Here is a 23069-nt window from a genome sequence, read left to right as displayed (position 1 = left end):
CGATTCGATAGGGCGTAAAGAAAGGTCTCTTCCCCGTTTTGAATTGCTAGGAAAGATTATGCAACAAAAGAAAGCACGATTTAGTTTCATGATGATGCTGGGTATTATTGTAATCGGTATCATCGGTCCTTGGATTGCTCCACACGATCCGACCAAAACGTATTACGAAGCTTTTATGCAAGGTCCATCGAAGGAATTTTGGCTTGGGACGGATGCGATTGGCCGCGATATATTATCGCGTTTGCTGTATGGAACTAGGGTGACGTTGACAGTAGCGGTGATGGCGTCTGCAATGACGTTTGTAACCGGAACGCTCATCGGTGTGACAAGCGCCTATTTGGGAGGATTATTTGATAACGTGATGATGCGGATCATGGATGTCTTGCTCGCGTTGCCAGGGATTGTATTGGCTTTGGCGATCGTAGCAGTCCTTGGGCCCAGTCAGGAAAATGCGATGATTGCAATCGGCATCGCGTCCGTACCCGCTTTTTCTATCCTCGTCCGAGGGGCAGCTCTAACCGTCAAGGGAGCAGGGTATGTGGAAGCAAGTCGGTCAATCGGAAGCTCCAACTGGTGGATTATTATCAACCAAATGATACCGAATATTTCAAATATACTAATCGTGTATACGACTATGTTCATTGGAAGCGCAATTTTAGGTACATCCGCACTCGGGTTTATCGGCCTTGGAGCGCAACCGCCTACTCCTGAGTGGGGAACGATGCTGAGTGAAGGCAAGGATTATTTGGGGGAAGCATGGTGGCTGGCGACGTTTCCGGGAATCGCGATAACTGTCGTAGTTTTTACTGTATACATGCTAGGCGATGCCCTGCGCGATATTTTTGACCCGAAAACATAGAAACGGTAAAAAATCAGCTTTCATTCAGTAGCAAGGAGGGGACAACATGACTAACGTACTGGAAGTGTACGGTTTGACAACTACGTTTACAAAAAATAATAAAGAATTCAAGGTAGTGGATGATCTTTCTCTGTACGTCGGGAAAGGAGAATCCCTGGGAATTGTTGGAGAGTCTGGGGGCGGGAAAAGCGTTACCTCCCTCTCTATCATGCGCTTGCTCGGGAAGAACGGAAAAATTGAAGGAAGCATTCAGTTAAACGGTACTGAAATATTGGCGTTTAACGAAAAAGTGATGCAAAAAATCAGAGGAAAAGAAATGGCGATGATCTTTCAGGAGCCGATGACCGCGCTTAATCCTGTTTTGACAATCGGCAAGCAAATGAGTGAAGGACTCGAAAAGCATGAAGGTATGAAGCGCGCGCAAGCAAAGCAAAAGTCGATTGAGCTACTTACACAGGTAGGGATTTCACGAGCGAATGAAATCTACAACGAATACCCTCATCGTTTATCTGGAGGGATGAGACAGCGGGTCATGATTGCGATGGCGATCGCTTGCAGCCCGAAGCTATTGATTGCGGATGAGCCGACAACAGCTCTCGACGTGACGATTCAGGCACAAATTCTGGATTTGATTCAAAAAGTCCGCGTGGAATTGGGCATGTCTCTGATCATGATCACACATGATTTGGGAGTTGTTGCCGAGACTTGTGACCGGGTGATGGTGATGTATGCGGGGCAGGTCATTGAATCAGCAGATGTCCGTACGCTGCTGCGTAACCCGAAGCATCCATACACCATCGGCTTGATCCATTCCACTCCGCATAAGGCAAAAGGACAGAAGCGTCTGAACAGCATCGCCGGAAGTGTACCGGCCCCAGACGAATATCCCAAAGGCTGCCGCTTTGCTCCGCGATGCGACAAAGCCATGCCCATTTGTGCCGAACAGAATCCTCAGTTGATGGCTGTGGACGATCAGTCCCATTGCCGGTGCTGGTTGTATCAAGATATAGGGAAGAGATCGGCGGTGAATGTATGACGACGCCTCTTTTGGAAGTGAAAAATTTGCAGAAGCGGTTTCTTACAAGCAAAGGGTGGTTCCAACAGCCAACCTACGTACACGCTGTCAACGACGTGAATGTGACGGTAAACGTGGGAGAGACCTTAGGCATTGTCGGGGAGTCAGGATGCGGCAAATCGACGCTTGGAAGGTGCATTCTGCGCTTGGTAGAGCCGACTGATGGCGAGATCGTGTTCCAAGGCAACAACATCCGTACTTTCAACAAAGCGGACATGCACAAGGTACGGCGTAATATGCAAATGGTGTTTCAAAATCCTTTTGATACGCTGAATCCCAAGCTGACGATTCAGCACGTCTTAACAGAACCGCTGATTGCCCATGATATACCAAAGGAACATAGACAATCGCTGATCGAAGAGACGATTGAAATTGTCGGTTTGAGCAAAAGGCACCTCTCACGATACGCGCATGAGTTTTCAGGGGGACAAAGACAAAGGATTGGGATTGCTCGTGCCTTGATGCTAAGGCCAAAGCTAATTATTGCCGACGAGCCGGTTTCCGCTCTAGATGTATCGATTCAATCCCAGATTCTTAATCTGCTTCAAGATTTGCAGGAGCAGTTTTCTCTCACATACCTCTTTATTTCTCATGATTTACGTGTCGTCGAACATATTGCTGATCGAGTAGCGGTCATGTACTTGGGGGAAGTTATCGAGCTGGCGAAAAAAGAAGAGCTATTTCAAAGGCCGATGCATCCGTACGCGCAATCACTTCTCTCAGCCGTTCCCGTTTCTGATCCAGATGAAAAAAGGGAACGGATTATTTTAACGGGGGACTTGCCCTCACCCTCCAATCCTCCCAAAGGGTGCAAGTTTCACCCGCGCTGCTGGGCATGTATGGATGTTTGCAAAACAGAAACTCCTGTGTTGAAAGAAGTAGAAGGAAGAATGGTCGCCTGTCATCTCTATTCGATGGCGGGAAAATAAAAAAAGATGGCGGAGGTGTCAGTGATCGATGTTGGACTCACGTCTTACCAAATTGGCGAATGTGCTGGTGAACTACTCGACTCATGTACAGCCAGGGGACAATGTACTGATTGAAGCGATTGAAATCGACACGCCTTTGATCAAGGAGCTTGTGAAAGCTGTCCATAAAGCGGGAGGACATCCTTTTGTTAACTTGCGAGATATCAGCATACATCGCGAGCTTTTGTTGAGAGGAACCACAGAACAGTTTCGGACTTGGGCAGAGATTGATCGTTATCAGATGGAGAAGATGCATGCTTTTATCCTCATTGATGGCGGAAACAATATCAACGAGCTGTCCGATGTGCCTGATGAGCAGATGAAGCTGTCCGCTTCCTTTACCAAATCGGTGCGAGAGGTTCGTCTCCAGAAAAAATGGGTCTATCTCCGTTATCCCAATCCTTCTGTGGCTCAGCTGGCTAACAAGAGTACAGAAGCTTTTGAACAGTTCTACTTTGATGTCTGCACGATGGATTACGCCAGAATGGCCAACGCAATGCTTCCGCTAAAGGAACTGATGGAAAGAACAGACAGAGTGAAAATAATCGGACCAGGCACCGAGCTTACCTTTTCGATCAAAGGCATCCCAGCAATTCCGTGTGCGGGAGAAATGAACATACCCGACGGAGAAGTATTTACTGCTCCGGTACGAGATTCGGTGAACGGTGTCATCACATTTAACACGCCATCTCCTTATCAAGGCTTTACGTTTGAAAATGTTCGTCTGGAGTTTGCAAACGGGAAGATCGTGAATGCGACAGCTAATGATACGAAGCGATTGACGGGCATTTTGGATACGGATGAAGGTGCGCGGTTTATTGGCGAGTTCGCACTGGGGGTACATCCTTTCATTCGGGAACCCATGAAGGATATCTTATTTGACGAAAAAATTGATGGCAGCTTCCACTTCACACCGGGACAATGCTATGACATTGCTCCAAATGGTAACGATTCCATGATTCACTGGGATATGGTCATGATCCAACGTCCAGAGTATGGTGGGGGAGAGATCTGGTTCGACGATCGGTTGATTCGAAAAGATGGACGGTTCGTGATACCGGCAATGGAACCGCTCAATCCTGAAAACTTGAGATAAAATCGGCGCAGCACAAGAGAAGCGAGTAAAGATAGAATGCCAAGGAAAAGGAGTGGAAAAAGCGCATGACACACGTTATTGATGCTCATTTTGATCTGCTGTTGGATGTGGCAGTCCAACGGGAACATGGCAAAAGAAACGTCATTGTATCGGACTATTTGCCTGGTTTTGTAGCAGGCGGGGTACATACCATCGTCGCTGCAATTTATATCGACAACAAATTTTTGCCAGAGATGGGCCTGCGAAAGGCGCTCCAGCAAATAAGTGCGCTACATGCAGAGGCGCATGAATCACCTGACAAAATCATGGTATGTAAAAGTGTGGATGATATCGAAAATGCAAAAAAAGCGGGAAAAGTCGGCTTTGTCCTTTCTTTGGAAGGAGCCGAACCGTTGTACAACGATCTGAGTATGCTTCGAATCTTCTATGAGCTGGGCGTGCGTTTTATGGGACTCGTGTGGAGCCGACGCAACTTCGTTGGAGACGGCAGTCACTTTTCGCCAGTGCGTGAGGGAAAAAAAGGGGGAATTACCGAATTTGGCGTGCGACTGGTTGAAGAGGCAGAAGCAATGGGGATGATCATCGATGTGAGCCATCTAAACGATGAAGGCTTCTGGGATGTTATCGAAATCGCCAAAAAGCCAATCATCGCCTCCCATTCCAACTGTCGGTCACTTGCTGACTCTATGCGCAATCTTACAGATGAGCAAATCAAGGCGATTGCTTCCACCAATGGGGTGATCGGCATAAATGGTGTCAATATTTTTGTAGCAGATAACGATGACGAGTCAGATCTCGAACACCTGCTGAACCATGTGGACCATATTACATCACTCGTTGGGGTAGAGCATGTCGGAATCGGCCTGGATATAATCGAGCCATTCATGAAGTACGATTCGCCAGATGCAATCGCACAGGCATCGCGCAAAGATTTTGACGTTGTAAAAGGACACATCCAGGTACCGGAGATTGCCAGGGCTCTTGCTAAAAGAGGGTATACAGAAGAAGCGATCGAGCTGATCATGGGCAAAAACTTTATCAGGGTCTATAAAAGAAGTCTGGAAATAAGAGAGAAATTGGATTGAACGACGATATAACATGATGCGCGACTTAAAATGGCTACATCTAAAAAGGAGGTCCGTAGTGTTACGAAAGCGCTTGGATTTGCACATAGGGTATTTGCTGTTTGTATGTTTACTCGCCATTTCTACAGTGGGATGTACTTCTGCACCCCCACCAGTAGAAACGGCCGATCAACAGTCAAAAACGAATGTCAGCCTGACGCCAAAAACAGGGGGAACAATCACAATCGGGTACCAAGCGGAGCCGGATACGTTAGATCCGCAAAAAACAGCTCTTCCAGCCGGCAACTTCGTAGGCGGTTTACTGGGAGGAGCCTTGATGGTTATGGACCCATATACCTTTGAGCTGAAGCCGAATCTGGCTGAATCGTACACGATCTCCAAGGATGGAAAGACCTGGACGTTCAAGCTTCGCCCGGGGGTGAAGTTTCATGATGGAACACCGCTGACCGCATCTTCCATCAAGCAAAGCATGGAGCGGGCAATGGACCCCAAAACTGCTTCACCGCTTACCGGACAAGAGTTAGCTTTGATCCAGTCCATTTCTGCACCCGATGATTCTACTCTAATTTTTCAATTGAAACAGCCTTCTGCTCCGCTGCTTAGTGCTTTGTCCTATGGAGGATACCATCAGCCTTTATCGATGGAGGCGGTGAAGAAATACGGAAATAATTATGGACGAAATCCTGTGGGAGTGGGACCGTGGAAGTTCGAGAGCTGGAAGACGGGGGAATCCATTACGCTGAAACGAAACGATGACTATCAATGGGCGCCTCCGTTTGTGGAGAACAAAGGCCCTGTACGGCCAGATCGGCTCGTCATCAAGTTTATCAAAGACAATCAGACTCTGATGGCTGCGCTTGACAGTGGAACAATTGATATCGCGAACGTACCTGCAAAAGACGTGAAGAAGTACAAGAATGATAAGAAATTCACCGTCGTGGAAGGGACGCAGCCAGTTGAGAACTTCATCGGAATGAATTTGGAAAATGAGATTTTGCAAGATATTAACGTACGCAAAGCTCTTAATCTGGCGATCAACAAGGAAGCGCTGATCGCCGCAGACCTGAAGGGAGAAGGAGTGCCTGTCTACGGACCTATCCCGCCTACAATGATTGGGTACGACCCGGCAGTGGAGCAATACGGCTACAAATACAATAAAGAGGAAGCGATGAGATTGCTGGAGGAGGCCGGTTGGAAGACCAATGAGCGAGGAATCAGGGAAAAAGATGGAAAAGGGCTCAGCCTCATGATGATCATCGACACTCCAAAGCCAGGAAATCAACTTGTGCAAAGCATGCTGAAAGAAATTGGTGTCGATTTGAAAATTCAAAGCTATGAAATGGCCACAGCCACAGCGCAAGCAGTAAAAGGCGCATTTGATTTGATGGCGACTGATCACGGAAGCAATGACCCCGATATTTTGAATCTGCTCTTGAATTCCAATCAAATCGGCGGCTTGAATTTTTTCCGCATCAGCAATAAGAAGCTGGACAGCCTGCTGGAAAAAGGCGCCACAATAATGGATAGCGGGCAAAGAAAGAAAACTTATGCAGCAATACAGAAGCTTGTAGTTGATGAAGCTTACTGGATTCCGCTGTATTCTGCGAAGATGTTCCAGGTCATCAACAATCGCATTCAAGGGGTCAAACCTAACCCGTTGGCGACTTTGAACATCCAGGATATGTGGGTGAACGAATGACATTCGTGCAGTTAGGCGAAGGATTTCGCTTTACCATGAAAATCGAAATATTGATCTGTATATGCTTCCGGGAATGAAGTGGACTGGCTTGGTCCGGCAAATGCCGTTGATGGTGATGGAAGTACAAGATGAGGGGTGTGGGAGACACAAGAACACCGGTGTACGTCACCTTTAATATGAATATAATCAATGTGGTCTTAAATGTTTTTCCTTCTTTAACTGACGAGTCCAGTACGCTGCATTTAGCTTTGGAGAAGGGAAAGGGAACTAGCGAATCGATTCAAACTTATGTGAACATTAAAGGAAAAAAATTACGGCGATTAACAGCACCTATCCTCTTTATGAAGGAAACAAAATCATAGGTGCAGTTGAAATAGCCAAAGATGTCACTAAGATCATGAATATGCATGATGAGATTGTAGATTTGCGCCGACATTTAATAGAGACGAACAGGAAAAAAAATTATCCGTCGGTACTGCAACCTATCACTTTGATGACCTAATTGGATCTGACCCTACCTTCAGGCAAGCAATATCATTAGCTAAAAAAGCCACACGAACCCAGTCGCCGATAATGATTTGCGGAGCAACCGGAACAGGAAAAGAGCTCATTGCCCAAAGTATTCACAATGCAAGTATCCGTCGCGATAAAGCTTTTATAGCGATTAATTGCGCAGCTGTGCCGAAGGATTTAATGGAAGGGCTATTGTTTGGAACCCAAAAAGGAGCTTTTACAGGTGCGGTGGATCGACCTGGTTTTTTTGAACAAGCGGATGAGGGCACGTTATTTCTTGATGAATTGAATAGTCTTGATATTTCTTTGCAGTCCAAATTGTTGCGAGTGCTGCAAGATAGGAAGATTCGTCGGGTTGGTGGCGATGTTGAACAAGAAGTCGATGCAAGAATTATTACAGCAATGAATATGATGCCGAGTGAAGCTTTACAAAGTGGTATTATTCGTTCTGATCTGTTTTATCGCTTAAACGTAGTGACGATAGTTATGCCTTCACTGCAAGAACGTAAATCAGATATCCCTGAATTAGCAAATCATTTTATCCAGCATTTTAATAATTTGTTTGGCATGGATGTGAAAGGGATTAGTGATCCGGCTATGCAAAAAATGATGCAGAATCATTGGTCTGGAAATATACGTGAACTTGAACATGCTATAGAATCGGCTTTTAATATGATGGACGGCGGGCAAGATCTGATCCAGGAGTATCATCTGCCGGCCTATGTTTTTCAAACGAAAAAAGAAGAAATATCCCTAGCCTCTCCGGCCGATTTCTCACAAGAGATCGATTTGCCCAAAATGCTTGAAGAACTGGAACGGGATGCAATTATGACTATGCTTGATAAATGCCAGGGCAATGTAAGCAAGACGGCTGAAGCGCTAGGTTTGAGGAGGCAGGCGCTGCAATACAAATTAGACAAGTACAATATTCAACGGGTGTTTATTCAGAAAAACAAAGTGGAACCGTCCAGCGATTACATTTGATCTATTACCAACCTTGCAGGCCGCCGACGAAGGACACATCGCAAGTACCGAGACCGTAAGCAGTGTTAAGTGCGCGGGCGACGTCTGCGAGGTGCTCCAACTTGATGACGAAAGACATCTTGATCTCGGACGTGCTGACAAGCTTGATCGACACGCCCTGCGATGAGATCACCTCGAAAATTTTGGCGGCTACACCCGAAGTACTCTATCTCGTGCGTCGCTTGGCGGTATCCAAGGTCGGCCTGGATGCTGTCGATGACGGTGAGCGCTTTGTCGAAGTCGATCAGCGCCGTCGTGAATGAAAAGTCGGCTACTCCGTCAAAAACCATGCCCTTCGTGATGATGTCCACATTGATCTGTTCCTTTGCCAGTGCGGTGAACACCTTCGCCAATTGATCCGGCTTCTCTGGCACTCCTAGAATGTTGATTTTTGCGATGTTCTTATCATAAGCGATGCCTTGAACGACAATGCCTTGTTCCATGACCGCTTCCTCCTCCACTTCGTCTAATAATTCCACTCAGTTATTGCTCTAGATTCTGTTTACAGATCATAGGGTCCTCATTTTTTTGCCCATCTTTCTTTAGATATCAAGGGAAAATTGCATGCTCAGCCCACTGAAAACATTACGGGTCTTCCTCTCAACAGAGCTCAGTAATAACCAGTATACTAGAAGACATATTTGTGTGTTAGTCAAATTATCTGGCACTGTGTTAGAAAAAGGAGGGCTGTTCACCCTCTTTTTTCTATGTTTTCAACGATTCGATTATTGGCACGATTATTGCTTTATAGAAAAAAGTTCATACCTTGGCGGAAGTAGACACTATCGGGAAATTGACTTGTGGAAAGATGTAACGGAGGAGCAATGGAATAATATCTTAATTTTTGCTTCTATGCCAGCTGCTGTGACTGTACGACAATTAGTATCCAAGTGTATATTTTGGATTGCATTCGCATCTTTCATTGTTTTGCCAGTCATGATAAAGATGCTTGACTGAACCTTTTCCCTTTTTCATTATAAGCTTGTTTTGTGGTGATGGTTATGGTATAAATGAATAAAAAATGATAAAATAACTTCATCAAATAGAAAAATTGAAGTTGTAACTTCAATATAACCGAGGGAGGTGTTAATCACGAGTTCTTTAGTATCGAATAATTACTTCGATCAGCAGCGAGAGTATATTATTCAAACCTATCGCGATTTGCATGATTTGGCAGAGCCCAGTTGGCAAGAAGAGAAAACATCGCGCTACTTGCAAGAACGCTTGCAACAGGCTGGTTTTACGGTTCTGACATTTGCGGGGCACTACGGTCTTGTAGCGGAGATTCAAGGGGAAACAACGGATGTCGTAGCTCTTCGTGCTGATATGGATGCATTGGTACAAGAGGTTGATGGGATAGTGAAAGCCAACCATTCTTGTGGTCATGATGCTCACAGCACAATGGTCTTACACACCGCAATGGCTCTCAAAGACTGTCAAATTCGTCCTCATAAAACGATTCGCTTTATATTTCAGCCCGCAGAGGAAAAAGGAGAGGGAGCGCTACAAATGATCCGCGACGGCGCCATGGATGGAGTAACGATGCTCTTAGGGGTGCATTTGCGCCCAAGCATGGAAGTGCCGTATGGCAAAGCCGCTCCCGTTATTGTGCATGGGGCGTCTACGTCCATTCGGGGAGTGATATTGGGTCTGCAAGCCCACGCTGCTCGTCCGGAAAATGGTAAAAATCCTCTTGAAGCAGCAGCCTTGATCATTCAAGCATTACAGGGAATTCGCCTGCAAGCACGGTGCCCGTTTTCTGTGAAAATCACGCAATTGCAAGGAGGCGGTGAAACCTCCAATGTCATACCGGAGAGAGCTGAATTTACGCTCGATCTGAGAGCCCAGACCAATGAGGGAATGGTCGAGTTAAAAGAAAAAACCGCTCATGTTCTTCACACGGTTGCCACATTAACGGGTACTAACGTGGAGTGGAAGTATGACGGCTACGTACCTGCAGCAACAGTAAATGAGCAGATGGTAAATCTCGCGAAAAAAGCTATCAGCAAAGTGCTTGGGCCTGAAAATATGGCGGATCAATGCATGACGCAGGGAGGGGAGGATTTTCATTTCTACCCTCTGGAAAAGAACGGTCTAGTATCGACGATGATTGGACTCGGCTGCGATTTAAAGCCCGGCCTGCACCATCCCCACATGTCGTTTGTATTGGATGCTTTGGTGTACGGCACACAAATTTTATCAAGTGCAGTGTTGGAAGCTGCCCAAGCATAAACTTTAACTTACAGGAGCTGTTAATAGAGAATATGTCGTTTGAACAACTGGTCAAAGAAAGGTTTAACGAATTATCACCGGGTCAGAAGAAAGTAGCTGAGTACTTGGTTCAACAACCGGAGGAAGCTGTATTTAGCAAAGCTGCTCAGATCGGGCGTAAAGTGGAAGTAAGCGAAACAACTGTCATTCGGTTATCGTATGCGCTCGGTTTTAGCGGATTCACAGATATGCAGGAAAAAATCCAACGACAATTATTTGTAAACAATCATCAGTCTCCTATATTATCCGACATTAACAGTTCGGTACACTTTGAACAGGCAGACAGAGAGATCAGTCCATACGCTGAGGTTATCGAAAATGAGATCTTGTATTTAAGACAGATGATTGAGCAATTAAAGACAGAAGAAATGGATAAAGTAATTGACCGTTTGATCAACGCTGATCAAATCCTGATCGCCGGGTTTGGTTCGTCTTATGCTCCGGCCTATTGGTTTTCTTACACGCTTGGCATGCTTCGGGAAAACGTCACGGTTTGTCATCAGACGGGGGAATTTTATCAGAAGGTATGCAACCTCACAGAGAAATCCGTGGTCCTTGTCCTGTCTTTCCCGCGTTATAGCAAGGATGCCTTGCGCGTCGCTGTATGCGCAAAGGAACAAGGTATCCCATTGATTTCCGTGACTGACCGCATACTTTCGCCTGTAGGGCGTATTTCCGATATCACGCTGCCAACAAATGTGGATCCCAACTCCATTGCCACCGTCTTCAGTTTTCTTTTTCTGATTATTGAGGGGATCAATCACAAAGACAAAGCGAGAATACAAACGAGACAGCAAAAATTGGAGCAAATGTACTCAAGCTATGAAGTTTTTATCGAATAACTCATTTCTATTTTTGTCAAAATGTCAAGAAAGGGGATTGACATGTTGGGGAATAATAAGTTGGAGACGCACATTTCTGTACGACTTTTACATTCCTTCGAGGAATTGACCTTGGTGCAGGAATTGGAGGGAATGGTCTGGGAAGCAGATCATCCCCTTCCGATTCATCAAACCATAACGGCAGTAAAAAATGGAGGAATAGTGCTCGGAGCCTATGACGAGGATAAGCTCGTCGGATTTCAGTACAGTTTTGCTGGATTCGACGGAAAGAAAGCCTATCTATGCTCACACACGCTTGGCATACATACTGACTATCGAAAATGCGGGATTGGGGAGATGCTGAAACGTGCACAGCGAGATGAAGCTATAAAAAAAGGCTATGACCTGATTACCTGGACGTATGACCCGCTGGAAACTGTCAACGCGAATCTAAACATTAAGAAGCTAGGGGCCATATGCTCTCAATACATCGAGAACTGTTACGGAGAAATGCCGGATAGCCTCAATGCAGGAATTCCATCTGACCGGTTGCTCGCGGAGTGGTGGATTATTAGCGATCATGTCGCTGAAACCTTAGGACATAATGGCGGAGCACAGGTTACCGTTACGGATTGCTCAACCGTAATTAAGGTGAACATCAATGATCAAGGATATCCTGTTCCGGTGGAGACGATTACAAGCTTGACTACCAAAGACGTAAGACTTCTTGTACCGGTTCCTGCTTTCTATCAAAATATCAAGGGGCACGATTTATCGTTGGCATTATCGTGGCGAATGGCCACACGTTCTGTGTTCACTCATTATTTTCAACAAGGATGGCAAGTGGTTGGTTTTATTAAGAATGAAGTAGCGGAGCACGAAAAAACCAGCAGCGTTCATTATTATGTGATGGAAAAGAACAAGTAAAGATAGGTGGAGGAATTTGACATGGAGATCGAGCACATTGTACTGCGACATTTGAAAATGAAATTGTTGCAACCGTTTACAACGAGTTTAGGCAAGGAACTAGATAAAGACTTTATACTGGTTGAGATCAAATCCAAACAAGGGATATCCGGTTGGGCAGAGTCCGTAGCCAGTATTAACCCTCTGTATAAAGAAGAAACAGTAAAAACGAACTGGCATGTGATGGAGGATTTTTTAATTCCGCTCTTGTTTCAGAAGGAAATCGAGCATCCGGATGAAGTGACGGAACGCTTCAAGCATATCCGGGGCAATTACATGGCCAAATCTGCCCTGGAAGGGGCGATGTGGGATCTATACGCCAAAGAACAGGGCATTTCACTTGCCAAAGCATTGGGAGGCATAAAGGAGAAAATCGATGTCGGTATAAGCATAGGAATTCAGGATTCCGTTGGGCAATTGCTGCGGTTGGTAGATGAAAACGTAACGAAAGGCTATAAAAGGATCAAGGTGAAAATACAGCCTGGATGGGATGTCGACGTCATCCGGGAAATCAGAAGACATTTTCCGGATATTCAGTTAATGGCTGATGCCAATAGTGCCTATACGCTGCAGGACTTGGAACACTTGGCTGCTCTGGATGAGTTCAACTTGATGATGATTGAACAGCCAATTGCTCATGATGATATCATTGACCACGCAGTGCTGCAGGCGAGACTGAAAACACCTATTTGCCTAGATGAGAGTATTCATTCTGTAGACGATGTGCGAAAAGCGATCCAGCTGGGCAGCTGCAAGGTAATCAACATTAAAATCGGCAGAGTAGGGGGATTGACGGAAGCTAAAAAAATTCACGACTTGTGTGCAGAACATCAAATCCCGGTATGGTGCGGTGGCATGCTGGAGGCGGGAATAGGCAGAGCGCATAACATTGCGATCACTACATTGCCCAACTTCATAATGCCAGGAGATACGGCAGCTTCCTCAAACTATTGGTCACAGGATATCATTGATCCGGAGGTAACCGTGGAAAGCGGCGTTATTACGGTGCCAACCACGCCTGGGATCGGCTATGAACCCAATCGCGAACGGATTGCAGAGCGCACGCTGTACAGCAAATATTATCGGGCTTAAGAGGGACGATATCCAGTCGCTCACAGTACGAAGGAGGAAGTTATTATGTGACGGACTTATAAGTAATAATTTTTCTCCATCAGTGGCTGCTTTAGGAAATCAGAAAATGATTATGAGAACCTATTTATGAGGGGGAAAGATATTGAAAACAAAATCTACGAGTCTGTCAAGAATTTTGTGTAAGCTCTCAAAATCGATCTATTAAACTGCGGCGCCGCGGCTTGACATGGAGCCGGCCAAATAGCAGGAGTGAGAGAATGAAACCTGTTCTTCATTTTGCAATAGTAACCGAACCAGCGCACATGTCAGATGTCGAAGAGTTGCAACGTCAAGTTTGGGGAAACAAGGCTACAACGCCGCTTGCGCAGCTTGTAGCGGCAATTCACAATGGCGGGGTCGTCATTGGAGCGTACGATCAAGACCAATTGGTTGGTTTTTGCTATGGGTTTGCCGGGATTAAGAACGGTGAAGTCTCGCTATGTTCTCACATGATGGCGATAGATCCCGAATATCGCGATCTAGGCTCGGTTATCAGCTAAAACAAAAACAGCGCATTGGGCAATTGATTACGGCTATAAAAAAATCATCTGGACGTTCGACCCGTTGGAGACGCGAAATGCATATCTCAATCTATGCAAATTAGGCGGTACGATACGGACGTACCTACCTGCTTTTTACGGAGATTTGGCTGACGAAGTGAATAAAGGATTGCCGTCAGACCGCTTTTTGGTCGAGTGGGAACTGGAATCTGTGCGAGCAGTTGATGCCGCAGCAGGTAAATCCATTACCAGTGAAAGATGGCAAAGCTATCCGTCACTGGTGAAGTGGTTGCAATCAGGGAGCTTTGCCCGCCCTGTTCTTGGCCAAGTGCTTGGGAATGAGAACGAGTATATCATTCCGGTGCCACGCTATCTTCATGATATGAAACGAGATCAGTTAGATTTGGCGAAAGAATGGCGATTTATCCTGCGCGATCAATTTCAACATGCTTTGGCAAACGGATATGTAGTCACCGGGTTATTACGCAGCGAGGATCCGGTTCATTATTATGTGGTTGAAAAAATGACCGTTTGAGGAGATCTCGTTGTCCGCTCATAAAACTGATTTAGCATGGTAGGGATATAAAAAAAGCGATTTCAAAGAATGGAGGGTCGAAATGGAAATTTTTCAATCTATGGTGAAAGACGATTACGAAGAGGTTTTGTTCTGCCAGGATAAGTGTTCGGGATTAAAGGCGATCATCGCTATTCACGATACCACACTGGGTCCGGCACTGGGCGGAGCGAGAATGTGGAACTATGCTTCCGATGACGCTGCAATTGAAGATGCTCTGCGGTTGGCCAGAGGAATGACCTATAAAAACGCCGTATCGTCGCTTAACTTCGGTGGGGGAAAAAGTGTCATTATAGGTGATCCGAAAAAAGATAAAAATGTAGAAATGCTGCGTGCATTCGGACGATATATTCAACACCTGAACGGACGCTACATTACTGCTGAGGATGTAGGCACTACGGTCGAGGATATGGATATCATTCAACAGGAAATGAAGTACGTGGCAGGTAAATCCGCTAAACAAGCGATTGTCTACAGCCTTTGACAGCGTCACCTTGTATGGGCAAGACCCTGATTACCGTCCCGACATTTATGGGAAAATCGGCAACAGCGGTGTGAGCATATGCACATTGGACGACATGAAGAAGCTGTATGAAGGTTTTGACCTGTGTCATCCTTCCACAGTGTGTCCATGACCATCAATGGACCGGCACCGATAATCTTGGCGATGTTTATGAATACTGCCATTCATCAGCAGGTCGAAAAATTCGTCGGGAAGAACGGAAGACAACCACGTCAAGAAGAATACGAGAGCATCAAAGCGTATACGCTGCAAACGGTGCGCGGCACGGTTCAAGCGGATATTCTCAAAGAGGACCAAGGGCAAAACACATGCATTTTCTCTACCGAATTTGCGCTAAAAATGATGGGGGATATCCAGCAGTATTTCATTGATCAGAAGGTGCGCAACTACTATTCCGTCAGTATCAGCGGCTATCATATTGCCGAAGCGGGAGCCAATCCCATTAGCACGTTCGACGGAAGAAGAAAAGCGAACCCAGATCGATAATCTTCAAGCTTTCTGGTCGAAGCACGAAGTGCAAGGCCCTATAGCGCTTGAACGCCTGAAACAGGTTGCCCTTCAAGATGGCAACATTTTCGAAGAACTGATGGAAGCCGTTAAAGTAAATTCCCTTGGACAGATTACCACCGCTTTATATGAAGTAGGGGGACAATATCGTCGAAATATGTAGCTTGTTTTGTGGTAATGGTTATGCTATAAATGGTAAGAATGACAAAATAACTTCATCAAATGAAAAATATGAAGTTGTAACCTCATACAAGGGAATCTTTGGTGTACGGCACACAAATTGATAATTTCGTTATGTCCATCGATCACAGAAACGTTGTATGAATCGCAGCTTTCCGACCAGATCGTAGGAAGAACGAGGTATTCCATCCATCCTGCCAATCAAATTCAACAAGCCATTCGTTAAAAATGTAGCAGGTGCCAAAACAATATTGGTTGACGGAGAGAGTTTCAGCTGGTACGGGACGCACATGATAAAGGCCGCTAGCTATTTAAATCTGCTCATTAATGGTTTAAAACAATGAAAAGGAAGAAACATCGAAAGCGAAGCGAGGGATAAGTCATGTACAACAACAATATTCTGGGGAAATCGTTGGAACGATGGATAGAGGAATTTCCTTTGATAACGCAATTGATTTCCACCGAGGAAGTATTTTGGAACAATCCACATTATCGACCATTTGAACAATGTGCTGGTGAGCTTCCCTTGGAAGAAAAACATGTACAGGATGCGGAGCAGAGGCTACAACGGTTTGCTCCTTATCTGGCCAAAGCTTTTCCTGAAACAAGACAAATGAATGGGATCATTGAGTCTCCTCTCGTGCAAATTCCAGCTATGCAACAAGATGTGGAGGACAGGTACGGTCAAAAAATTCTTGGGCAATTATGGCTCAAATGCGATAGTCATCTGCCCATTTCAGGATCTATAAAAGCAAGAGGCGGCATTTATGAAGTATTGAAGTATGCTGAGGATTTAGCCATCCATCATAACATGCTTACCGTTGAAGAGGATTACTCTATCCTGGCTGACCAAGCTTTCAAGGATTTCTTTTCACAATATTCTATCGCCGTAGGATCAACGGGTAATTTAGGGATGAGCATTGGAATTATTAGTGCCGAAATCGGGTTCCATGTAACTGTGCATATGTCTGCGGATGCAAAGCAGTGGAAAAAAGATTTGCTTAGAAAAAAAGGCGTGGTTGTCGTTGAATATGCATCGGATTACAGCAAGGCCGTAGAAGAAGGACGTAAACAATCGGAGCAAGACCCTACTTGTTATTTCATTGATGATGAAAATTCCCAAGATTTATTTTTGGGGTATTCGGTAGCCGCCCCCCGATTAAAGAAACAACTGGAAGACAGGAAGGTCATTGTAGATGAAGACCATCCGCTGTTTGTATATCTCCCATGTGGAGTAGGTGGGGGACCGGGCGGCGTAGCTTTTGGCTTAAAGTTGCTTTATAAGGATCAAGTACATTGCTTTTTCGGTGAGCCTACCCATTCACCATGTATGCTGCTTGGTTTAATGACGGGTATGCACAATAAAATTTCTGTACAAGATTTTGGGATAGACAACATTACAATTGCTGACGGACTAGCAGTGGGAAGGCCGTCCGGTTTTGTTGGAAAAACCGTCGAAGGTTTATTGAGTGGAATTTATACAGTGAGTGACGATCAGTTGGTTGAACTGTTACGTGCGCTAGTCGATACGGAAAACATTCACCTAGAGCCTTCGGCATTGGCGGGTGCTTATGGCGCCATTCAATTATTCAAGAGCGAAGCCGGGCACAATTATGTGGAAAAGCATGACTTGCGAAAAAAACTAATGAATGCCACACACATCATTTGGGCAACCGGAGGTAGTATGGTTCCTGAAGATATCATGGCATCCTACTATTCCATGGCCAAATCGTGAGTGTCAATATTTTATTGAGCTATTCAAAGCATATCGGGGAGCAGCTCTCATATGCAGAAGCCACGCTTCAGACGATGCACGGGGAGATTCGAGCAGGGTGGAAGAAACTGGATCATGCTCGCGTTCAATTAGCCGTCGCGATTCCAGCCAATACGACAGCTGAAATCATCCTCCCGCCCGTACCAGCCAAACAAGTATCGGAAAGTAGAAATCCCATCATGAGCATGGAAGGTTTGCATTCCTCGTAGAAGGCGATGATGGATTGATCATTCGCATAGGTTCCGGAAGTTACTGTTTTGATTATTAAAGTGAAATTTTGGATAAAAAACCCCCGATTGGAAACCCTATCCTTATTCAATAGAAGGATGATTCCAGGAGGTAACGACAATATGTTAAATAATGAACAAGGAGAAGTAATACTTTTTGACCTTGAATTGGAACCATACTTCATTTTGATGATGATACCGGTATTACACATTAAATGAGTTACCTACAAAGTTTTCAAATTCTTCGCGCAAAAAATTAAAATTAGAAGAAAGAAAGCTCCTATGCAAATTATAGTAAAAGTAACCAAATGACTTTCTTAGTCCAGTTTTATTATCAGTTTCATTGGTTTCGTAGTTTTTAAGGAATTCGTAATAGTTTAGGGGCCAGTTTGTAAATATGTGCAACCTTTTTAAAATCAAACCCGCACTTACAAAAGTCAATTATATTCCTGCCCTGCCAAGATATCGTTTTTTTGCAAGAAGGGCAACTATCTATTAGAGAAATTAAATGTCTTTCGCAAGCAGTATAAAAGGCAAGTTCCCAGACTTTTCTGCTATACATAGGACTTTCACTTAAGCACATTGGACAGACTTTTGATTTAAGATTATGTATAGCATTCTCAGGTATAGTCTCATTTCCGTAAATTACAAACCTACCTTCTGATTCACAAAACGTTAAATTCCGTAAAGAGTCGCTAGAATAATTGCACAAAATACTTAGTCTTTCAAGGCTTTGAGTGGCCTCAATATCGTTGTACAAGCTATTCTGCTTAAATATCCCGGCATTGTTAATCCAGAAAGTTGGAACATGGGAAGTGGATTCTCGAAATGATTAGCGGATGCCAGTCGAAAAATGTAACCCGAGAGGCTTTCATCGAAAAAGGGAATAGGTCGTTTTGGAAGAATCAATATTGTAACTCCATTCAATTAGAAAACGTAATAAAATAACTTTAATTCAAATTATCATTTTTTCATTATTAACATAAATATCCATAATTATAACTCAGGCTAAAGGAACAAAAATTGGAGTACAGCCTACTGGATGATCTTCCATTAATACTTTTATCAGCCTAAACGTAAAATACTGTGTTTTCCTTGTTCAAGCCAAAAACAGCTAAGTTCTTTGGGTTTCTGCACATATTTAGAAACGCATTGAAGTTTATAAGGCCAGCGGACTCACTATGGTAACATGGTGCAGTACCAATCAAGTCAATTTGGAACAATTGAAATATTGGACACGGAAACTCAAAAAAATCGCCTCGTCAGACATCGTTTCTTCGGCCCGCTTTATTCCGGTTACCGTCACGGAGCTCGCCGCTCCTCTTGCCTCTTCTTCGCTTGTTATTCATGTCGGGCCTGCCAGCATCACCCTCCAAAAAGGATTTGACCGGCAGTTGCTACGTGAAGTGGTAGAAGCCTTAACCTCATCATGCTTACGTTTTCAAACGCACACCCTGTCTATCTGGCTTTCGGCGCCACGGACTTGCGTAAATCAATCGATGGACTCGCTGCGCTCGTCCAAGAAGATTATGGCCTGAATCCATTCTCTCCGAGCTTGTTCGTGTTTTGCAATCGCGAGCGTAACAAGCTCAAGCTACTCTTTTGGGAGGTCAACGGCTTCTGGCTTTTTTACCGTCGTCTTAAATTTTGAAGGTCGACGATTCTCAATCCCATATAGCCCGTTAAATCAGGCTTCTCAGTCTAAAACTTTATTTTCACTGGTCACTAATAACTACTTCAACTATTCGCCAGTTAGTTTAGCGGCCGGGGGCGAAAAATTAAACAAATTTAATATATTTAAACGACTTTATTATGAATTAAGCAACTTAATAACAGCTCGCATCTATCTTACGTGCGCGCGTAACTTTCAGCTGCGCAAATGATTTCATGAATCCCGTCGCTTTTCTAGGTGTGCGGGATTTGACGCTTACTTATCAGCTACCGCTACGTCACTGTTGTCCATCAATCATCGAGAGGGATTAGGCAAAAGTGTTGGTCGTGTTGTAAAAATTACGCCATTACTAATTACAAACATTCATAAAAAAGACATTTTAAATTACAATAAATGTCGTTTTTGCTTTACAAATTAGCCATGAAACAGATAATTAAAATAACAAAACAAATTACAATTCACAGTGTGTTTGTTGTAATTAAAAATGTCGCTGGCCCTTACCTTGATGGTGGGGGCTTTTCTTATGTTTTCATAAAATTCTATATTTGCGATTTGTTCAGAAATGGAATATTATTTGTCGTTTTTCAGGAATTTCAGATAGCGCCAAAAAGTTTGTGTATGGAAGTTGTAGGGTCTTCATCGGAAGGCGGGTTCAGATTTTCCTGCAGAGGAGGTAAATCAGTTTGCGAATCCACGATTGTGTCTCCCAACTAACATGGCCTGACTACATGAATGAAAATGTCTTGGCCTGTGCATCTACAAGTTCTATAATGGAACTGCAGGTGACAGGTTGATACTTTTTTTGGTAGATATAACTTTGAGTCCCAGACTTGCCGATTGTGATATCGGCTCAGTACAGCTCGAATCGGTTCGCTTCCTTCTTGAAGAGATGAATCTAATGTCACTCGAGTTATTCGACGTTATAGTTACCTTTTATGAGGCAAATGGTTCATAATTACCCTGGCCGCGCAGCGACTCTACATTCCTATTGAAAGCAGGTACAGAACATGAGCAATGCCAAGGAGACCCCCATACATAAGTTGATTGCCGATATTTTCAATACACTGGCTTTTACTCACAGGCAAGTGTTCATTTTCGAGCTGTTGTACAAGGCACTCACGCTATTCATATTTATTCCGGCGATTTCTTTCATCTTCCACAGGCTTCTCCGCTTGGGCGGATATGTCGGTGCGACGAATTATGAGCTGCTGAATTTCGTTTTGAGCCGATACGGTTTCCTATGCATGCTTATTTTGATCCCGGCCGCTACGGTATTGATATTTTTGGAATTTTCGGTTCTGGTGATCATTTCGTACTATGGGCAAAAGAAACAAAGAATCGGGCTTATCCCGGCATTTCTGCAATCAGTGGCCTATCTTCCGTCGCTTTTCAAATACGGCTTTGTCGGCTGGGCCTTTTACTTACTGCTGGTTATTCCTTTGCTGGGTTCGGGCGGCGGCTCCACCCTGTTGCCTACCCTGCAAATTCCGAATTTTATTTCTGGAGAGCTGTTGAAAACGGGCTGGGGCACGCTGCTCTATATAGGGCTGTTCGTCGTCATGACCTTTTTCAATATCCGGTGGATCTTCCTGCTCCATGTGATCGTCATTGAGGGAACAAGCAGCTTCCGGCAAGCCGCTAAAAAAAGCGCAGCTATCCTGAAAAAAAGCTATATCCGAATGTTCGTGGTGCTGCTGTGCATTTCTCTTTTGTTTGCAGTCGTCGTTGTCTTGATTCTGGCCGCGGTGATTCTCATTTATATCGTGCTGCCTCAAGAGACAGTTTTTGCTGAAATTGCGTGGTTCGTCGTATCGAAGAGCGCCGTCATTTCTTTGTACCTTGCTACCTTGTTTGTAACGCCGCTTTACATTACAACGCTCACCAGAATCTACATAGCCAAAGCGGACCCGGATCATGCCGTCCTGCAAATGCCCGACTGGAGCGCCATTGAAAACCGCTCCTCCCAAAGCTACGGTCTACTTCACAAGCATAAACGAAAGCTGATCGTACTCGGACTGATCATCGCCTTCGCAACGGCACTCGTGCTGGTTCCGACTCTGAGCGATATCCAGCCAAACGATCAAAAAGCGACGGTGATGGCCCATCGCGGCTATATTTCGAAAGGCCCCGAGAATACGATCGAAGCGATTCAAGGTGCTATAGACGCCCATGCGGATTATGCGGAAATCGACATATTGGAAACGAAGGACGGGGAGCTCGCCGTCATTCACGACACCAATCTGAAAAGACTGACAGGCAGCAACGCGGAAGTGTACGATTTGACGATGGCTGAACTACGGAAGCTGGAAGTTAAACAGGGGAATTTCACAAGCCAAATCAGCAGTCTTGCGGAAATAATGGACGCCGCTCGCGGAAAAATCAAACTGAATATTGAAATAAAAACGCACGGAAAAGAACGTAATTTAGTCAATACGTTCATTAAGACCATTCGTGAAAATGATTTTCAGACACATTGTGTCGTGCAATCGCTGGATTATGAAATCGTGCAAAAAATCAAAGCCGCGGAGCCGGCGCTTCAGGTCGGCTTCATCATGTTCGCCGGAGTCCCCGATATAGGACAGATCCGCGCCGATTTTGTCGTGATGGAAGAATATATGGTCAACGAATCGATCGTCGCTTCGGCCAAGCTGCATAACAAACCGATCTATGTATGGACGGTGAACGACAGGGATAGTATGGAACGATTTATCGGCATGGGGGTCGACGGGATCATTACGGATTATCCGGAAGATGCGATTTCCGTTGTGGAAGAACTGCGCAGCGGATATCTTGTTCCCCTCCTACGGTGGCTCAACACCCTGCGGATTTAAACATTCAATATAATGCATAAACATTCACGTGTGTATATTGGTGAATGCTTATGCATTTTCTTTTATGTCCGGATGAATAAACAAGTTCATTTAGTGCGTTCTTCTCCTGGTAAAAAGCCAGCCGCCGGCTACGAAAACGAAATAAAGCATAAGGTTAAATCCGACGCCCGCCGGCAGCGAGCTGTTGAATAACAGTGCTTTGAAAAAATAGACGACATGAACGCGCAGCGAAGGAATCGCCGTTCCAATCGGGATTGCAGCAAGGAGCAGCGCCCACAGCAGCCAACCGACAGGGTGGTAGTAACCGGAGATCAGCATGCTTAGAAGCGCCATCGCCATCAAATAAAAGGCGATTTGGTAAAGAAAAGAACCTGCCAAGCCAAAGTCAACCCAATGAAACGCTTCAATAAGATCAACGGTGTTCGTATAATTCCGGATTACATTCACTTCCAGCACAAACCATAAAGAATTGAACAAAGCGATGGCTGCTGCCCAGACGGCAAAGACGAATTGAAGTCCCTTAAAATATTGCTCGCGGCTTGCGCCCAAATGTACGATGCGTTTGTAATAACTGAGCGGCAGCACGATAGCAATAAGGAGCAAAATGAGAATCAGCATGTTACCGTCCGAAAGGCGGGTATTTTTGCTGCTGTCCGCAAAGAGGCTAACAATGAAATCCGCAAGCCTTCCAAGAAGGATAAGAATAATGACGCACCAGATATAAATTCTCATTTGCAAATAGGTTGCCTTTAAATGAACGGCCCATGCGCCCAA

The 23069-nt window shown here is 44.8% G+C and carries 22 protein-coding genes and 2 pseudogenes; 21 read left to right on the top strand and 3 right to left on the bottom strand.

Annotated features, from left to right (window positions below; genetic code table 11):
• The first annotated feature begins 58 nt into the window (after positions 1 to 58).
• The 7 genes from KQX66_RS22385 (at position 59) to KQX66_RS38110 (ending at position 8279) form a co-directional block, all read left to right on the top strand.
• A complete protein-coding gene (locus KQX66_RS22385; RefSeq protein WP_438804206.1) occupies positions 59 to 859 on the top strand; it encodes an ABC transporter permease in 801 nt (266 codons plus the stop codon).
• Between the two features lie 46 nt (positions 860 to 905).
• Positions 906 to 1895, top strand: a complete 990-nt coding sequence (locus tag KQX66_RS22380; RefSeq protein WP_216795020.1) for an ABC transporter ATP-binding protein — start codon at positions 906 to 908, stop codon at positions 1893 to 1895.
• Positions 1892 to 2863, top strand: coding sequence for an ABC transporter ATP-binding protein (locus KQX66_RS22375; protein WP_216795019.1), 972 nt, complete (start codon positions 1892 to 1894; stop codon positions 2861 to 2863). Before KQX66_RS22380 ends, KQX66_RS22375 begins: the two co-directional genes overlap by 4 nt.
• A gap of 28 nt (positions 2864 to 2891) precedes the next feature.
• A complete protein-coding gene (locus KQX66_RS22370) occupies positions 2892 to 3998 on the top strand; it encodes an aminopeptidase (RefSeq protein WP_216795018.1) in 1107 nt (368 codons plus the stop codon).
• 65 nt (positions 3999 to 4063) lie between these two features.
• On the top strand, positions 4064 to 5083 hold the full coding sequence (locus tag KQX66_RS22365; protein WP_216795017.1) for a dipeptidase: 1020 nt from the start codon (positions 4064 to 4066) through the stop codon (positions 5081 to 5083).
• A gap of 58 nt (positions 5084 to 5141) precedes the next feature.
• Positions 5142 to 6782, top strand: coding sequence for an ABC transporter substrate-binding protein (locus tag KQX66_RS22360; protein WP_216795016.1), 1641 nt, complete (start codon positions 5142 to 5144; stop codon positions 6780 to 6782).
• A 501-nt stretch (positions 6783 to 7283) separates the two neighbouring features.
• Positions 7284 to 8279: a sigma-54 interaction domain-containing protein gene (locus KQX66_RS38110; protein WP_308647261.1), complete on the top strand. Its 996-nt coding sequence runs from the start codon at positions 7284 to 7286 to the stop codon at positions 8277 to 8279.
• Positions 8280 to 8283: 4 nt separating this feature from the next.
• Here the strand turns inward: KQX66_RS38110 and KQX66_RS37500 are convergent, their stop codons facing one another.
• Positions 8284 to 8433, bottom strand: coding sequence for a hypothetical protein (locus KQX66_RS37500; protein WP_308647260.1), 150 nt, complete (start codon positions 8431 to 8433; stop codon positions 8284 to 8286).
• Between KQX66_RS37500 and KQX66_RS37495 the strand changes: the two genes are divergently transcribed.
• From KQX66_RS37495 to KQX66_RS38220, 11 genes and pseudogenes are all read left to right on the top strand, one after another.
• The gene (locus tag KQX66_RS37495; protein WP_253957351.1) at positions 8423 to 8581 is read left to right on the top strand and encodes a hypothetical protein; all 159 of its coding nucleotides are present in this window, start codon (positions 8423 to 8425) and stop codon (positions 8579 to 8581) included. The two genes, KQX66_RS37500 and KQX66_RS37495, sit on opposite strands and share 11 nt — an antisense overlap.
• Before the next feature lie 820 nt (positions 8582 to 9401).
• Positions 9402 to 10550: a M20 peptidase aminoacylase family protein gene (locus KQX66_RS22345; RefSeq protein WP_281939501.1), complete on the top strand. Its 1149-nt coding sequence runs from the start codon at positions 9402 to 9404 to the stop codon at positions 10548 to 10550.
• A 32-nt stretch (positions 10551 to 10582) separates the two neighbouring features.
• Positions 10583 to 11431 carry a MurR/RpiR family transcriptional regulator gene (locus KQX66_RS22340; protein ID WP_216795014.1) on the top strand — a complete coding sequence of 283 codons (849 nt, stop codon included), beginning with the start codon at positions 10583 to 10585 and terminating at the stop codon, positions 11429 to 11431.
• Between the two features lie 60 nt (positions 11432 to 11491).
• Entirely contained in the window at positions 11492 to 12337 is an 846-nt protein-coding gene (locus tag KQX66_RS22335) for a GNAT family N-acetyltransferase (protein WP_253957350.1), read from the top strand.
• A gap of 21 nt (positions 12338 to 12358) precedes the next feature.
• A complete protein-coding gene (gene menC / locus KQX66_RS22330; protein WP_216795012.1) occupies positions 12359 to 13468 on the top strand; it encodes an o-succinylbenzoate synthase in 1110 nt (369 codons plus the stop codon).
• A gap of 257 nt (positions 13469 to 13725) precedes the next feature.
• Positions 13726 to 14007, top strand: coding sequence for a hypothetical protein (locus tag KQX66_RS22325; RefSeq protein ID WP_216795011.1), 282 nt, complete (start codon positions 13726 to 13728; stop codon positions 14005 to 14007).
• A 157-nt stretch (positions 14008 to 14164) separates the two neighbouring features.
• Positions 14165 to 14542 carry a hypothetical protein gene (locus tag KQX66_RS22320; protein WP_216795010.1) on the top strand — a complete coding sequence of 126 codons (378 nt, stop codon included), beginning with the start codon at positions 14165 to 14167 and terminating at the stop codon, positions 14540 to 14542.
• An 82-nt stretch (positions 14543 to 14624) separates the two neighbouring features.
• Positions 14625 to 15035, top strand: a pseudogene (locus KQX66_RS22315) (Glu/Leu/Phe/Val dehydrogenase dimerization domain-containing protein); the annotation flags it as partial.
• Positions 15036 to 15042: 7 nt separating this feature from the next.
• Positions 15043 to 15551, top strand: a pseudogene (locus KQX66_RS22310) (methylmalonyl-CoA mutase family protein); the annotation flags it as partial.
• Positions 15552 to 16173: 622 nt separating this feature from the next.
• On the top strand, positions 16174 to 17526 hold the full coding sequence (dsdA, locus tag KQX66_RS22305) for a D-serine ammonia-lyase (RefSeq protein WP_216795009.1): 1353 nt from the start codon (positions 16174 to 16176) through the stop codon (positions 17524 to 17526).
• The gene (locus KQX66_RS38220) at positions 17523 to 17774 is read left to right on the top strand and encodes an alpha-L-rhamnosidase C-terminal domain-containing protein (RefSeq protein WP_216795008.1); all 252 of its coding nucleotides are present in this window, start codon (positions 17523 to 17525) and stop codon (positions 17772 to 17774) included. Before dsdA ends, KQX66_RS38220 begins: the two co-directional genes overlap by 4 nt.
• A 376-nt stretch (positions 17775 to 18150) precedes the next feature.
• Here the strand turns inward: KQX66_RS38220 and KQX66_RS38215 are convergent, their stop codons facing one another.
• A complete protein-coding gene (locus tag KQX66_RS38215; RefSeq protein ID WP_216795007.1) occupies positions 18151 to 18552 on the bottom strand; it encodes a TniQ family protein in 402 nt (133 codons plus the stop codon).
• Between the two features lie 391 nt (positions 18553 to 18943).
• Between KQX66_RS38215 and tnpA the strand changes: the two genes are divergently transcribed.
• The 3 genes from tnpA to KQX66_RS22280 all read left to right on the top strand — a co-directional run bounded on the left by tnpA (position 18944) and on the right by KQX66_RS22280 (position 22295).
• Positions 18944 to 19330 (top strand): IS66 family insertion sequence element accessory protein TnpA, encoded by a 387-nt coding sequence (tnpA, locus tag KQX66_RS22290; RefSeq protein ID WP_438804205.1) that lies wholly within the window; start codon positions 18944 to 18946, stop codon positions 19328 to 19330.
• Entirely contained in the window at positions 19276 to 19443 is a 168-nt protein-coding gene (tnpB, locus tag KQX66_RS38210) for an IS66 family insertion sequence element accessory protein TnpB (RefSeq protein ID WP_368858149.1), read from the top strand. Before tnpA ends, tnpB begins: the two co-directional genes overlap by 55 nt.
• A 1028-nt stretch (positions 19444 to 20471) precedes the next feature.
• Positions 20472 to 22295, top strand: a complete 1824-nt coding sequence (locus tag KQX66_RS22280; protein ID WP_216795005.1) for a glycerophosphoryl diester phosphodiesterase membrane domain-containing protein — start codon at positions 20472 to 20474, stop codon at positions 22293 to 22295.
• 90 nt (positions 22296 to 22385) lie between these two features.
• On the opposite strand, the gene KQX66_RS22275 is transcribed toward KQX66_RS22280, so the two are convergent.
• The gene (locus KQX66_RS22275) at positions 22386 to 23069 is read right to left on the bottom strand and encodes a hypothetical protein (RefSeq protein ID WP_216795004.1); all 684 of its coding nucleotides are present in this window, start codon (positions 23067 to 23069) and stop codon (positions 22386 to 22388) included.

It is taken from the genome of Paenibacillus oleatilyticus (genome assembly GCF_018998565.1).
GTDB lineage: Bacteria > Bacillota > Bacilli > Paenibacillales > NBRC-103111 > Paenibacillus_G > Paenibacillus_G oleatilyticus.
Note: the sequence above shows the minus strand (reverse complement) of the source record. Positions and strands in the feature narration are given on the sequence as shown.

Bases quoted from the DNA above. Each gene is read 5' to 3' on its own strand.
- KQX66_RS22375 (WP_216795019.1), top strand. From the start codon at position 1,892: ATGACGACGCCTCTTTTGGAAGTGAAAAATTTGCAGAAGCGGTTTCTT.
- KQX66_RS22380 (WP_216795020.1), top strand. From the start codon at position 906: ATGACTAACGTACTGGAAGTGTACGGTTTGACAACTACGTTTACAAAA.
- KQX66_RS22385 (WP_438804206.1), top strand. From the start codon at position 59: ATGCAACAAAAGAAAGCACGATTTAGTTTCATGATGATGCTGGGTATT.
- KQX66_RS22370 (WP_216795018.1), top strand. From the start codon at position 2,892: ATGTTGGACTCACGTCTTACCAAATTGGCGAATGTGCTGGTGAACTAC.
- dsdA (WP_216795009.1), top strand. From the start codon at position 16,174: ATGTACAACAACAATATTCTGGGGAAATCGTTGGAACGATGGATAGAG.
- KQX66_RS22365 (WP_216795017.1), top strand. From the start codon at position 4,064: ATGACACACGTTATTGATGCTCATTTTGATCTGCTGTTGGATGTGGCA.
- KQX66_RS22325 (WP_216795011.1), top strand. From the start codon at position 13,726: ATGAAACCTGTTCTTCATTTTGCAATAGTAACCGAACCAGCGCACATG.
- menC (WP_216795012.1), top strand. From the start codon at position 12,359: ATGGAGATCGAGCACATTGTACTGCGACATTTGAAAATGAAATTGTTG.
- KQX66_RS22340 (WP_216795014.1), top strand. From the start codon at position 10,583: ATGTCGTTTGAACAACTGGTCAAAGAAAGGTTTAACGAATTATCACCG.
- KQX66_RS22280 (WP_216795005.1), top strand. From the start codon at position 20,472: ATGAGCAATGCCAAGGAGACCCCCATACATAAGTTGATTGCCGATATT.